The organism is Vibrio sp. St2, from assembly GCF_947311885.1.
GTDB lineage: Bacteria > Pseudomonadota > Gammaproteobacteria > Enterobacterales > Vibrionaceae > Vibrio > Vibrio coralliilyticus.
In genome coordinates, this window is the sequence record NZ_CAMZNA010000010.1 from 39,866 (window position 1) to 53,161 (window position 13,296).

The window sequence follows — 13,296 nt, forward strand, 5'->3', positions numbered from 1 at the left end:
CTAGACCGTTTAGCGATTACGCTGACGCAGCCACACCCTTGCTGCTTCAGCATCCAATTCAATTTGTTGTTTCAATGCTTCAAATGAGTCAAATTTATGCTCATCGCGAAGCTTATGTAAAAGTACGATTTCTAGCTGCTTGCCATATAAATTGGCTTGAAAGTCAAACAAATGTACTTCTAGTTGCTGGCGAACCCCGTTCACGGTTGGACGGTTGCCAATATTTGCTACGCCCCCAATCGGTTTGCCTCCAAGGCCTAAGGCCTCAACGACATAAACGCCCGATACAGGTGACACGCAACGCTTCAGTGGGATATTCGCGGTAGGAAAACCAATGGTTCTTCCTAGCTTACGACCATGTGATACTCGACCACTGATGCTGTAATCTCGACCCAGCATTTCTGCTGCTGAGTTCAACTCATCGCTTGCCAATGCTTCGCGTATCGCAGTACTGCTGACACGCAATTGCTCAAGACAGAAACTTTGGGTACTCACCACCTCAAAGCCGTGTTTTTCACCAGCTTCTTTAAGCATCTTGAAGTTGCCTTTGCGGCCTTTGCCAAAGCAGAAATCATCACCAACGACGAGAAACTTAACACCCAATCGCTTCACCAACAAGTCGCTAATAAACTCGTCCGGAGTCTGATTAGCAAAGCGCTTGTTGAAATTCACACAAAGTAAGCGTTCTATGTTCAATTTGCTCAGTTGAACAAATTTGTCTCTCAGCCGAGTTAATCGTGCTGGTGCTTTCTCTTTTGCAAACAATTCCAAAGGTTGAGGTTCAAAAGTCATGACCGTAGCAGGTAAACCTAATTTGGCTGCCTGTTCAGATACTTGACGCAGTACTGCTTGGTGACCCAAATGCACACCGTCGAAGTTTCCTATCGTCAGGACACACCCAGAATGGTGTGCTTTGATATTGTGAATACCTCGGATCAATTCCATTGGAAGCTTCTAATTCCTGTCTCTTTTATTATTAGCAAAGCGTGAAACTGACGGATTATATACTAATCCTACTTATTCTGTCGCTGCTTTTAAATCTTTTAAACGCACACCCATTATGAGGAGCGATACCAGGTAAACACCCGCACCTAATCCAATCAAAATGGTCAGTGACATCACTCGCTCAAACAGGCTCCACGTCAGCCACACTGACATGTCTTCTAATTGCCAGAGAATCGCTGCAACCATCAGCCCTCCAGCCAAAGCCAGCTTAGCAACAAAAACGACCGTGCGGCTCGTCAGCTTGTAAACACCCGCTACGTGTAAACCTCTATACAATAGAGACATGTTAACAAACGCAGACAACGCCGTTGCGATTGCCAAACCAACATAGCCATAGAACCAAGCAAAAATGGCGTTAAAGACCATATTGGTCACCATAGCAATGATGCCATATTTGACCGGTGTTTTAGTGTCTTGGCGAGAGTAATACCCCGGCGCTAGCACTTTGATCAGCATAAAGTTGAGCAAGCCAGAGGCATAGGCCACCAGAGACATCGAAGCAAACTGAACATCCTGAGGGCTGAACTCACCACGCATAAACAGCACCATCAGCATAGGTTTCGCTAATACCATCAAACCTAGCATCGCTGGAATACCAAGCAGTGTCACCATGCGGACTCCCCAATCCATCGTATGTGAGAAACCGTCACTGTGGGAATCGACATGCTTGCGTGATAGTGCCGGCAAAATGACCGTTGCGATGGCAATGCCAAACAATCCAAGCGGGAATTCTAACAGGCGATCAGAATAGTAGAGCCAGCTGATAGAGCCTGTCTGAAGGAAACTGGCAATAAAGGTATCAAACAGCAAATTGATCTGACTGACCGATACACCAAATAAAGCAGGGATCATTAGAGTGCGGATTTTCACTACTCCAGGATCACGCCATCCCCATTGAGGCTTCACCATGACTCCTGCTTTAATAAGGAAAGGGATCTGGAACAAGAACTGAACCAAGCCGCCAAGAAACACCCCAATAGCAAGACCGATTTCAGGCTGCGCCATATTCGGCGAAATAAACCACGCAGAGAGGATGATCATGACGTTGAGAAACACTGGCGTAAAAGACGACACCGCGAACTTACCCATGGTATTGAGAATCGCACCAGATAACGCGACAAAAGTAATGAACCATAAATAAGGAAAGGTGATTTTGAGAATAAAGCTCGCCAACTCAAATTTTTCAGCCGATGGACCACCGTTCATCCAATCAAGGAACCAGCCAAAGCCAAACAGTGCCGTAACCACACCAGAACCTAAAACTCCTAGCACTGTAACAATAGAGACCAGCACGCCTAAAGTACCCGCTGCTCTGGCAATCAACTGGCGGGTTTTGTCCATATCGCCTGCGGCATGGTACTCCGTCAATACTGGTACAAACGCCTGAGAAAACGCCCCTTCAGCAAACAAACGGCGTAAGAAATTCGGAATTTTATTGGCAAAGAAGAAGACGTCAGCACTGGCGCCCGCCCCCATCAAATTCGCCACTACTACATCGCGCACTAAACCAAGCACACGAGAAATCAAAGTCATAGCACTAACAATCATGCCTGACTTGAGCAGACGTTTACTCACAGCTACCTCGGGAATCCTGCAATACTTTCAATAAGGCTCCACTCTATGACAGGAATGTCAGGGCTAGAGCAGATTAGTATTAGCAATGAAAAAAAAATACTGATAGAATCCCCGCCATCTTAACCGTGAAGACCTATCTAATCCAAAATTTGTTTGGCTCCGATTGGTTTTTACACAAATCATTTGACATTTAAGCGCAAATGAGGGATATTCCTCGCCCTTAAATTGTCACCGAACTTAAGTTTTTGGGAGTTAGACCCTTGGCAAATAGTAAATCTGCTAAGAAGCGCGCTATCCAAGCTGAGAAACGTCGCCAGCACAACGCTAGCCGTCGTTCTATGATGCGCACTTACATGAAGAAAACTGTTGCTGCTATTGAAGCAGGCGACAAAGAAGCTGCAACTGCTGCATTCGCTGTAGTTACACCTATCCTAGACCGTATGGCAACTAAAGGCCTTATTCACAAGAATAAAGCAGCTCGTCATAAGTCTCGTTTCGCTGCTGCAATCAAAGCTCTTTAATAGAACTCTGATTCCCCAGTGAAGAAAAAACCGGCTAACGCCGGTTTTTTTATATCTCAAATTCAGTACTGAGCCGCCCAGCTCTCATGTCACACCTAATCCATAGCTTCGCTGCAGTATAAACTGTGCAATAGATGGATCATCGACTTCACTTCTTCGCTACTCAATGTATAAAACACAGTTTGTGCTTCTTTACGTGTATTCACTAAGCCATCACGGCGCAGCCAGGCTAAATGTTGCGACAACGCAGACTGACTCAGCTCAAGCTTGCTACACAATTCCCCAACTGACAATTCTTGGTTATGCAATAAGCATAAAATCTGCAAGCGCCTCTCATTCGCCATCGCTTTCAGTAGTACCACCGCTTTGGCAGAATTCTTTTCCATTTCTTGTAAATTCATCGGCTAGTACCCCTTGAAACAACAAAACATCAACAAATCTCAGCCTGCAATTTATAAATTGATACATTTATAGCTGATACTAATCTATTTACATCCAGTAATCTATTTGTAGAAATGAAAAAGAACCTCACTGGAAGAGATTCGTGAAGTCTGCATCACAGACATTCTTCACCGCTGGGTGTTGAATCATTCGCTCAGCAAAAATAACGTAATATTCCTCTTTGAGTTCATCGATGTGTCCAATCAACTGCAAAGGTAAATCACTTTCTACCTCTGATACATATAAAGAAGGTGCAAGAAAGATGACATCATGATGGTAACGAGCGAATGACTTCATTAATGCAACGTCATCAAACTCTCCCAGAATATTCGGCTGAAGACCTTGTCGATCAAACCATTGTAAGACCTTACGTCCCATTGCCGTGCGGCTACCCGGTATCAACAGCTTTCTTTGCTCCAATACTGCCGGGAAACGCGCCTGATCCACAGTGCTACTAGAAAAAAAGCTCATATTGCACTCCCCCAGTTTTTTGCTGTACAAACCAGGGCTTTGACTAGAGTCGACCGGGCAATCAGACAAAATCATATCTAATTTGTGCTGAGCAAGCTGCTCAAGCAGCATTTCATGCGTTGATTCAAAACAACGCAGATGAATGCTGTTATCGGGTGGCACTGTAGTCATTAAAATCTTACTGACCAATCGTTTAGATAAGGCATCCGCCACCCCCACATCAAACAGGATATTAGAGCGTTGGCTATAGTTGACGATATCCAGCATCTCGTAACTCAGACCGAACATACGATCAGCGTATTTAAACACTAGCTGTCCCAGCTCCGTGGGCTCAATACTTCTGCCATTTCTTTTGGTCAGTTTGCCATCCATGCGCTCTTCTAGAGCTTTAATTTGCCCTGTTACCGTTTGAGGAGTAAGGAACAAAGCATCGGCCGCCTTGGTCACTGAACCCTGTTTACATACCATCCAAAAGTAATAGAGATGGTTGTAATTTAAGTGCGACATGAAAAATCTCTCTGTATTACATATGGCTATGGTTATAGCAGAACCTTCAGATGACAACAATAACTCGAAAAAACCTTTCTTTTATTTGAAAGTAGATAGTTTTACCGAAAACACAAAAAAGTTATATGACAGCCTTGTGTCAGAATCGCTGGCTAAAAATTGCGATTTTGTGAAATAAGCCCTCTTTCAACACAAATCTTAAGACTTCAAAAACAAACAAAAATTTCATTATTTATCAAAGCATTAAAATGCATGTAAATTTAAAAATACATGCACTAAACCCGTGTCCAGATAAATAATTTTCTATTACACACAACTGTAATATTAATGAAATATTTCCCATCTAGTATCGCCCACAGTTTCAACAACCGACCAATACAAACTTAATACGGTCCACGGAGAAAAATTATGAACCAAGCTACTACTACAGCGGCGCCTATATCGAGCACTACTCGCTGGTTACGCTGGGCTAACTTGGCATTCATGTTATATCTACTGCTTCTAGCAGTATCTATGGTAGGCAGTGGCTTTAAATGGGCAACAGGCGATCAAGCTAAAGTCTTGTTCGAATTCGCATCTCACCCAGTAGCAGGCCTGATGATCGGTCTTGTCGCAACAGCTCTTATTCAATCTTCTAGCACAGTGACATCGATTATCGTTGGTCTAGTGGCTGGCGGCCTTCCAGTAGAAACCGCAATCCCAATGATTATGGGTGCAAACATTGGTACTACAGTAACCAACACATTGGTTTCCCTTGGTCACATTCGTGATAAAGAAGAGTTCAAACGTGCTTTTGCAAGTGCAACAATTCACGACTTCTTTAACCTTCTGGCCGTTGCTATTTTCCTACCATTGGAAATGATGTTTGGCATTCTGGAGAAAATTTCTCACTGGTTAGTGTCACCATTCCTAGCGACTGGCGACATGAGTATGAAAGGCCTAAACTTCATCAAGCCAATCACTAAGCCTGTTGTAAGCGCAGTGAAAGAGCCTCTTGCTACATTTGGTGATACTGTCGGTGGCGTACTACTTATCGTTATTGGTATCGCAACCATCTTCGTTGCTATCACTGTGATGGGTAAACTGATGAAGAGCCTAATGGTTGGCCGTGCTCGTGAAATTCTAAAGAGCGCTATTGGTCGTGGCCCGATTCACGGTATTTTCTCTGGCTCTGTGGTTACTGTACTGGTTCAGTCTTCATCAACAACAACCAGCCTAATGGTTCCACTGGTTGGCTCAGGTGTACTGAAAGTTCGTGATGTATACCCATTCACTCTAGGTGCCAACATCGGTACATGTATTACCGCACTATTGGCGGCAACAGCAGCATCAGGTGAGTTCGCGGTATTCGCTCTACAAATTGCTTTGGTACACCTAGCGTTCAACATCCTAGCCACAGTCTTTATCTTTGGTATTCCGTTCCTACGTGAACTACCAGTTAAAGCCGCTGACATCATCTCTGATATGGCTGTGAAGAACAAAGCTGTAGTGGCTGGTTACCTTATTGCGGTATTCCTTGTACTGCCAGGTAGCATCCTAGCGCTGACTGCTTAATTCGAAGAACCATCGCTTATTCAAAGCCCGCAACCTAGGTTGCGGGCTTTTTTGTTTGTCTACGCTTAGCTGATGAAGAAGGGAACGGGGTTTCATCCTGCGGATGAGCTAAAGAGCTAAGTTGTGGTTAAGTGAACAATACTAGTTTTCAACGAGGCGACGCTCGATCCCACTTTCCAGTACCAAAACGCTCCATAAGGTGCCGCCCGTTCTTTCTCGCATAAAAAAGCCGCCCTGCGATAGGCGGCTCTTTAACAACTCGTGCTGATTACACTGAGAATGGGTATTGGATCGGATCATGGTACTCGTAGCCCTCAACCCAGAAATCATCCAGCGTGACCCAAGTTTCCAAATCTTCTAGAGACTTGATATCCGGGTTGATATGGAACGTAGGTGATGCCAAAGGCTCTCGCTTCAACTGAACGTCACGCATCAACTCAAGCTGATCTTCATAGATGTGAGCGTTCACTATCTTGTGGTAAGCCAGCCCCGGTTTTTTACCTGTAATCTGAGCCATAATAGCCAAGAACACGTACACCTGAACCATGTTGAAATTCAGCCCAAGAGGCACATCACATGAGCGCTGAGTACTATTGAGGTAAAGCGTATCACCTAACAACGAGAAGTGATGGCTATACATGCAAGGGCGTAAACACCCCATATGGAACTCACCTGGGTTGTAGAAGTTGAGGATTTCGCCGCGGTCATCAACCCCACGCGTTAAATCATCAACAATCTTACGAAGTTGGTCTATGTGACCACCGTCAGGCTTAGCCCAAGCACGCCCCTGAACACCATAAACGCGGCCCATGTCATCCTCACCTTTTCGATAAGGGTTATTGAGCCAAGCTTGGTTTAGGTTTGCATTAGCGTCCCAAGTTTTGGTACCGAGCTTGCGAAAATCTTCCGCACTGTCGTAACCACGAATATAACCGAGTAGCTCAGCCACCGCGGCTTTCCAAAAGCTTTTACGCGTTGTCACTAATGGGAACTGGTTGTGGCCAACATCATAAGTCAGATCAGCGTTGATAACCGTCAGGCAGCGTTTGCCTGTACGTTCGTTTTCAATCCACTCACCTTGCTCAACAATTCGCTGACAGAGATCTAAATACTGTTTCACACCCGTTCCTTACTTCGTTTGTTGTGGAATTTCATCTTTATAATGACCACGCTTGTAAGCCCATACCATCATCAGGATACCAACGATAACCATAGGTAGGGATAGGATCTGTCCCATAGAGATAAATCCACCGAACAGACCAAGATGGGCATCAGGCTCACGAACGTATTCGACAAGGAAACGGAATGTACCATATCCAGCTAAAAATAGCCCTGAGACCGCACCGAGAGGGCGTGGCTTTTTGATGAACCAATTAAGGATGAAGAACAACACAACGCCTTCAAGAAGCATTTCATACAGTTGAGATGGGTGGCGAGGTAAAGGGCCGCCATTAGGGAAGACAATCGCCCATGGCACATCCGTCACTCGGCCCCACAATTCGCTGTTCATGAAGTTACCTAAGCGCCCCATTCCGAGGCCAAACGGTACTAATGGCGCGATAAAGTCAGCGACGCCGAAGAAAGTACGACCATTCTTCTTGGCATACCAGAACATTGCCGTGATGACCCCGAGCAGTCCACCGTGGAATGACATGCCTCCGGTCCACACTTTGAACAGGTACAGAGGGTCTTGGAGGAACAAATCAAAGTTATAGAAAATAACGTAACCGACTCGCCCGCCAATCACTACCCCAAGGAAACCAGCAAACAGCAGATCGGAGACTTGATCTCGCGTCCATCCACTGTCTGGCTTATCTGCTCGTCGATTAGCTAGCCACAACGCAAACGCAAAACCAACCAGGTACATCAACCCATACCAGCGAATTGACAGTGGACCAATCGAAACCAGGACAGGATCGATATTAGGAAATTCAAGGTATCCCTGAGACATAGAATAATTACTCTTTTGGTATTCAGATAATTAGATGAGAGTCCATTACAGCAACATAGTTCCGGCAACAAAGACTAAAAAGACTGCAAAGATTTTTTTCAACGTTGCCGTCGGTAAGGATGTCGCCAATTTAGCGCCGATGCGAGTCGTCAACATGGATGTCGAAGCTATGGCAATCAGTGCTGGCACATAAACATATCCCAAACTGTAAGCTGGCAATGATTGTGCCTGATAACCATGCAAGATGAAACCAATCATACCTGAGATGGCGATAAAGCAACCGCACACAGAAGAAGAACCGACCGCTTTGCGCATTTCAATGCCGTGTCGATTAAGAAATGGCACAGACAACGACCCACCCCCGATGCCTGCAAGGCTCGACACCATACCAATCCCAGTGCCAATCGCTACAGTGGCACTGTTGCCAGGCATGGTTTTCTGGCTCTTGCGCTTTATCGAAAACAGCATTTGCACCGCTAAGCACAGCACTATCACGCCAAACACTTTCGGTAGGTACTGGGAAGGAATCCACTCCGCAACATTCGCGCCGAGAAAACCGCCCACGACCACGCCGGGCATCAGCCATTTCACCACATACATATCCACATTACCGAGTTTGAAGTGATTAAATGCCGAAGAACCTGAAGTGACAATAATGGAAGCCAGAGAGGTCGCCAAAGCGATTTGCATACTAATCGCGGGATCAATCCCAGCCATAGGAAGCAAGAAGAGCAACGCTGGCACCACAATCAAACCACCACCGATGCCAAGCAGTCCTGCCATCACTCCAACAATACCACCAAGAAGGAGCAGCAAGACTAAAAATTCAATATTCACGTTTTTCCTTATCGTTTACCAGCACGGATAAAGCCTGCGAAGCCTTTCTCCTCAAAGAAAGTTTGCATCATAGTATAAATGTCATTGCCATAAGGCTGCATCAGAGCTTTGTCAGCAAGTTCGCGTAATTCCGTACTATCAATATGACGCAGTAAGTACTTCACCTTAGCAACATTCGACGTGTTCATACTCAAGCTACGGTAACCCAGCCCCACCATGAGAAGCGCGCCGATAGGGTCACCCGCTAATTCACCACAAATACACACGGGCAGTTGAAGTTGCTGACAAGTATGCTGGATATGATCCAGTGCCATGATCACAGCAGGATGCATCGACTCATACACATCCGAGACTCGCGCATTGTTGCGATCCACGGCAAGTAAGTATTGCGTCAGATCGTTCGTACCAATAGAAACAAAGTCCACCTTTTCCGCAATCAGCGGCAACAGGTAAATCATTGATGGCACTTCGATCATCACGCCAATGGCTGGCATTTTAACTCGCTCATCCAATTCTGCGACTTCTTGATGGGCACGTTCAATCAGATCAATCGCATCATCCAGTTCTTGAGCCCCTGATACCATTGGCAGCAAGATGCTCAGATTATCGTGTTCCGCACTGGCTCGCATCATGGCGCGAATTTGCATCAGGAAGATATCAGGATGATCAAGCGTGAAACGAATACCGCGCCAACCAAGGAAAGGGTTGTCTTCTTCAATTGGCAGGTATGGCAGCGCTTTATCTCCACCAACATCAAGCGTACGCATGACTACGCGCTTGTCGGGGTATGTATTTAGGACTGACTGATACTGAAGAGTTTGTTCGTCTTCAGAAGGAAAACGATGTTGAAGCAAAAAAGAAATTTCGGTTCGATATAGGCCGACCCCATCGACCCCTTGGTTCACGGCAATGTTCGCATCTGCGCTCAAACCGGCGTTGAGCATGACTTCAATACGCACATCATCGCTGGTGCATGCAGGTTCAAGAATTCGCTGGTTGACCATGGTCGCCAGCTCGCTCTCTTCATGCGCCAGTTCGCGATACTCTTTGAGTAGCTGCTTACTCGGTGAGACAAAAATCTTACCACTGTATCCGTCGACAATGCCACGTTTGCCATTAACCGGCTTAGGGTTGAGTGTCACCCCCATCACAGCGGGAATGCCCAGCGCACGAGACAAAATGGCCGCGTGAGAGTTTGCAGCCCCTTCTAAAGACACCACCGCGAGAAGCTTTTCCTTAGGAATAGAGGCAAGCAAGGTTGCCGTTAACTCGCGCACAACCAATATGACCGGCTTTTCAATAGAAGGCTGATCTTTCTCGGTATTGTGGAGGAAGAACAGTAAACGTTGACCGAGCTCTTTTATGTCCTGAGCACGCTCTCTGAGATACACATCTGACATGCGAGCAAAACGGTTAGAGTAGCTCTCAACCACTTGCCTCAATGCCCAATCAGCCCGATCCCCTTTTTGGATTTGCGTTTTGAGGTCCTTGCGTAACATCGGATCATTCAGCAGGTGCGTAAACAGATCAAATATCGCTAAGGTATCTTTGTTGATTTCGCTATCGAGCTTTTTACGCATACGGCGAAAATCGCTCAATGCATCTTCAATTGCTAGCAGCAGCCATTCTTGTTCACGGTCAATGTCCAAGGTCGATGCCGGATAGACATCCGCTAAATCTGGTTGAGTGTCATCCCACCAGAACTCACCGATAGCCACACCAGAAGATGCTGGGATACCTTTGATGGTATGCAGTTTCTTCTCTAGGCGCCAATGTCCCTGAGTTTGAGCATGAGCAATGATCACCGCTAGCTGAGCAGCTAATGTGACCAGAAAAGACTCTTCCATCTCATCAAACTGACGCGGTTGCTTTTGCTGGACCACCAGTACACCGAGCACCTGCTTACGATAGATGATCGGGGTGCCCAAAAAGCTCTGATAGACCTCTTCGCCAAGTTGGGAGAAGTATTTGAAATTCGGATGCCGAGAGGCTTCGGCAAGATTGAGCGGCTCAGCGCTGCGTTTGACCAGACCGACCAAACCTTCGCTAAAGTTGATGTGGATTTTGTTGCCTTTGAAACGCAAGCCTTGAGTCGCCATCAACTCAAGGCGCTGCATCTCTTCGTTAGCAAGATAGACGGTGCAACACTCCGTACTCATCGCGCTGCATGTTTGCTTAACTAAAACCTTCAATGCCTGATGCACATCTTCGACTTTAGATACCTGTTCAACTATGTCCCTTAGTTGAGAAAGCATGTCTATCCTCTTCTGTGTTTACGCTTACCCTTAGCTCTGCGCTCTTTAAACGGCATCGCTACAGAGGCGAATTCTTTCATCGCTCGACGGTATACATCGCGCTTAAAAGACACCACTTGCCTGACTGGATACCAATAACTTACCCAACGCCAACCATCAAATTCAGGGGAATTTCCTCGCTGCATATTAATTCGTGATTCATCACAATCCAGACGAAGAAGGAACCATTTCTGTTTTTGTCCGATACAGACAGGTTTTGAATCCCAGCGCACTAATCGCTTTGGTAGTTTGTACCTTAACCAATGGCGGCTAGTCGCCACAATTTTTACGTCTTTTTTAGTAAGACCAACCTCTTCATATAGCTCGCGAAACATTGCCTGCTCAGGCGTTTCGCCGTCATCAATTCCCCCTTGAGGAAATTGCCAAGAATGTTGCCCGTATCGTTTAGCCCAGAAGACCTGACCATGGTTGTTACAGATTACAATTCCCACATTTAAGCGGTAACCATCGCCATCTATCACTGGCCAACCTCTAATAAATTCTTAATTACAGTGATTTTTCCACATATCCCCAGATGTAGCAAACTTACTAGTGTGACTGATACGTAAAATATGGCGTAACTTAGTCTTTATGGATAACTTTTAACCCGAAACGCGGTTATTCACACAAAGGTGAGACATAGTCCACATTTATTCACCTTTTCTGTGTATAACCATGTGAAGAATCTTAGAGAAAGTGATCATTCTTTATCCATGATCACATCAGGCTTAATATAAGCTTTAAACTACCAGAAACAAAACACATAAAAATCATAAAGATAAACAAAAACACTCAAAGTAATCGCCAAGATACCGATCGATAAAACGACACTCACTCAGATCGGTCAAAGATCCACCACCGAGACTTTTATCCACACCACCAGCTCAGCAAGGCAACTTATGACCAAAAACTCAAGCAAATTATCACCCCTAAAACACTGTTTATTCATACACTCCTGATAAAAAGCTGCCTAATCTCGACGACACCTGTGGATAACCCCTTAACTGATGATCTTTTAGACACTAAGATCAACTTTCAATCAGCCACATTTGGATCGATTTCCGTTACAATAACCGCCACGTTTGACCACCCCGATGATCCACATGAAGCCCGAACCTAAATCAGAAACCGAACTGCTCGATCGAGCGAGAGATATTGCTGGCGTGAGTTTTAAGGAACTGGCGGATGAGGCGAACCTAACAGTTCCACCAGATCTCAGAAGAGATAAAGGCTGGGTGGGTCAACTATTGGAGTGGCATCTGGGCGCAATTGCGGGAAGCAAACCCCAACAAGATTTTGAGCAGCTCGGAATCGAGCTGAAAACGATCCCGATCAGCTATACGGGCAAACCTTTGGAAACCACCTTTGTCTGTGTCGCACCATTGATGGGAGTACAAGGACTGACTTGGGAAACCAGTCACGTACGTAACAAGCTATCACGAGTGCTTTGGGTTCCTGTCGAAGGGGAACGTGAGATCCCACTAGCTGAGCGCCGAGTAGGGTCACCTTTAATATGGTCACCAAGTGCAAGCGAAGAGTTACAGCTCAAAACGGATTGGGAAGAATTAATGGAACTGATCGTGCTGGGACAAGTGGAACAAATTACCGCTCGCCATGGTGAAGTGCTTCAACTGCGACCAAAAGCCGCAAACAGCCGAGTATTGACGGAAGCGTATGGAGCGAGCGGCAAGCCTATAATGACGTTGCCGCGAGGGTTCTACCTTCGAACTCAGTTTACTGCTCAGATCCTTGAGCACAATTTTGTTTGATCTAATGTGTGGTCAATGACAGTTCAACATCATGATAAAGCGGGCCATCTCCAGCGCCACATTCATCATAAGCGTTGTGTAATCTTAGATAAGCCCGTTCAACTCCCAGACGCAATAGTTCTTCTTTGACTGAGTCAAGCGACTCAAAATGAATCGGCTCATCATCTTGTTTAATCGGTTCCAGTTTGTGCTTGTACTCCACTGCAAGAAGGTAATGTGAGAGATCCGAACAACCAATGACAAACACCTTAGGTGGCTGATAGCTGTCTTTGTGATGCCCATGAATCCATTTATCTAATTGGCTTTTTTGCATAGCTCACCTCCAATTTTAAATTCTAGTTAACTATACAAATTTTGCGAAATTGTTATCG

At 45.6% G+C, this 13,296-nt stretch carries 13 protein-coding genes; 3 read left to right on the forward strand and 10 right to left on the reverse strand.

Annotated elements, in window-relative coordinates:
- Positions 1 to 9 precede the first annotated feature (9 nt).
- Both ribF and murJ read right to left on the reverse strand, forming a co-directional pair.
- The gene (gene ribF / locus QMA41_RS21135; protein WP_043006911.1) at positions 10 to 945 is read right to left on the reverse strand and encodes a bifunctional riboflavin kinase/FAD synthetase; all 936 of its coding nucleotides are present in this window, start codon (positions 943 to 945) and stop codon (positions 10 to 12) included.
- A gap of 72 nt (positions 946 to 1,017) precedes the next feature.
- Positions 1,018 to 2,580, reverse strand: a complete 1,563-nt coding sequence (gene murJ, locus QMA41_RS21140) for a murein biosynthesis integral membrane protein MurJ (RefSeq protein ID WP_065740717.1) — start codon at positions 2,578 to 2,580, stop codon at positions 1,018 to 1,020.
- Positions 2,581 to 2,840: 260 nt separating this feature from the next.
- Between murJ and rpsT the strand changes: the two genes are divergently transcribed.
- Complete coding sequence (gene rpsT / locus QMA41_RS21145) at positions 2,841 to 3,101, forward strand: 30S ribosomal protein S20 (protein ID WP_006957718.1); 261 nt, start codon at positions 2,841 to 2,843, stop codon at positions 3,099 to 3,101.
- Between the two features lie 95 nt (positions 3,102 to 3,196).
- Here the strand turns inward: rpsT and QMA41_RS21150 are convergent, their stop codons facing one another.
- The gene (locus QMA41_RS21150; protein ID WP_006957719.1) at positions 3,197 to 3,502 is read right to left on the reverse strand and encodes a metalloregulator ArsR/SmtB family transcription factor; all 306 of its coding nucleotides are present in this window, start codon (positions 3,500 to 3,502) and stop codon (positions 3,197 to 3,199) included.
- A 127-nt stretch (positions 3,503 to 3,629) separates the two neighbouring features.
- Positions 3,630 to 4,520, reverse strand: coding sequence for a transcriptional activator NhaR (gene nhaR / locus QMA41_RS21155; RefSeq protein ID WP_019275515.1), 891 nt, complete (start codon positions 4,518 to 4,520; stop codon positions 3,630 to 3,632).
- A 405-nt stretch (positions 4,521 to 4,925) separates the two neighbouring features.
- Between nhaR and QMA41_RS21160 the strand changes: the two genes are divergently transcribed.
- A complete protein-coding gene (locus QMA41_RS21160) occupies positions 4,926 to 6,074 on the forward strand; it encodes a Na/Pi symporter (RefSeq protein WP_327196145.1) in 1,149 nt (382 codons plus the stop codon).
- Positions 6,075 to 6,342: 268 nt separating this feature from the next.
- On the opposite strand, the gene QMA41_RS21165 is transcribed toward QMA41_RS21160, so the two are convergent.
- The 5 genes from QMA41_RS21165 to rppH are packed head-to-tail and all read right to left on the reverse strand — an operon-like array spanning position 6,343 to position 11,638.
- Positions 6,343 to 7,194 carry a thymidylate synthase gene (locus tag QMA41_RS21165; protein WP_038163705.1) on the reverse strand — a complete coding sequence of 284 codons (852 nt, stop codon included), beginning with the start codon at positions 7,192 to 7,194 and terminating at the stop codon, positions 6,343 to 6,345.
- A gap of 9 nt (positions 7,195 to 7,203) precedes the next feature.
- Positions 7,204 to 8,025, reverse strand: coding sequence for a prolipoprotein diacylglyceryl transferase (gene lgt, locus QMA41_RS21170; RefSeq protein ID WP_095573166.1), 822 nt, complete (start codon positions 8,023 to 8,025; stop codon positions 7,204 to 7,206).
- A gap of 45 nt (positions 8,026 to 8,070) precedes the next feature.
- Positions 8,071 to 8,862, reverse strand: a complete 792-nt coding sequence (locus tag QMA41_RS21175; protein ID WP_095561994.1) for a sulfite exporter TauE/SafE family protein — start codon at positions 8,860 to 8,862, stop codon at positions 8,071 to 8,073.
- 8 nt (positions 8,863 to 8,870) lie between these two features.
- On the reverse strand, positions 8,871 to 11,117 hold the full coding sequence (gene ptsP, locus QMA41_RS21180) for a phosphoenolpyruvate--protein phosphotransferase (RefSeq protein WP_281630552.1): 2,247 nt from the start codon (positions 11,115 to 11,117) through the stop codon (positions 8,871 to 8,873).
- A gap of 2 nt (positions 11,118 to 11,119) precedes the next feature.
- Positions 11,120 to 11,638: an RNA pyrophosphohydrolase gene (gene rppH, locus QMA41_RS21185; RefSeq protein ID WP_006957734.1), complete on the reverse strand. Its 519-nt coding sequence runs from the start codon at positions 11,636 to 11,638 to the stop codon at positions 11,120 to 11,122.
- A 621-nt stretch (positions 11,639 to 12,259) separates the two neighbouring features.
- Here rppH and mutH point away from each other — a divergent pair.
- A complete protein-coding gene (gene mutH, locus QMA41_RS21190; protein WP_095573180.1) occupies positions 12,260 to 12,925 on the forward strand; it encodes a DNA mismatch repair endonuclease MutH in 666 nt (221 codons plus the stop codon).
- Position 12,926: 1 nt separating this feature from the next.
- On the opposite strand, the gene QMA41_RS21195 is transcribed toward mutH, so the two are convergent.
- A complete protein-coding gene (locus tag QMA41_RS21195; RefSeq protein WP_006957738.1) occupies positions 12,927 to 13,238 on the reverse strand; it encodes a DUF6482 family protein in 312 nt (103 codons plus the stop codon).
- Between the last annotated feature and the right edge of the window lie 58 nt (positions 13,239 to 13,296).

What these genes read in the sequence shown, in the direction of transcription:
- mutH (WP_095573180.1), top strand. Translation starts at nt 12,260, where the DNA reads ATGAAGCCCGAACCTAAATCAGAAACCGAACTGCTCGATCGAGCGAGA.
- QMA41_RS21150 (WP_006957719.1), bottom strand. Translation starts at nt 3,502, where the DNA reads ATGAATTTACAAGAAATGGAAAAGAATTCTGCCAAAGCGGTGGTACTA.
- ptsP (WP_281630552.1), bottom strand. Translation starts at nt 11,117, where the DNA reads ATGCTTTCTCAACTAAGGGACATAGTTGAACAGGTATCTAAAGTCGAA.
- nhaR (WP_019275515.1), bottom strand. Translation starts at nt 4,520, where the DNA reads ATGTCGCACTTAAATTACAACCATCTCTATTACTTTTGGATGGTATGT.
- QMA41_RS21195 (WP_006957738.1), bottom strand. Translation starts at nt 13,238, where the DNA reads ATGCAAAAAAGCCAATTAGATAAATGGATTCATGGGCATCACAAAGAC.
- lgt (WP_095573166.1), bottom strand. Translation starts at nt 8,025, where the DNA reads ATGTCTCAGGGATACCTTGAATTTCCTAATATCGATCCTGTCCTGGTT.
- ribF (WP_043006911.1), bottom strand. Translation starts at nt 945, where the DNA reads ATGGAATTGATCCGAGGTATTCACAATATCAAAGCACACCATTCTGGG.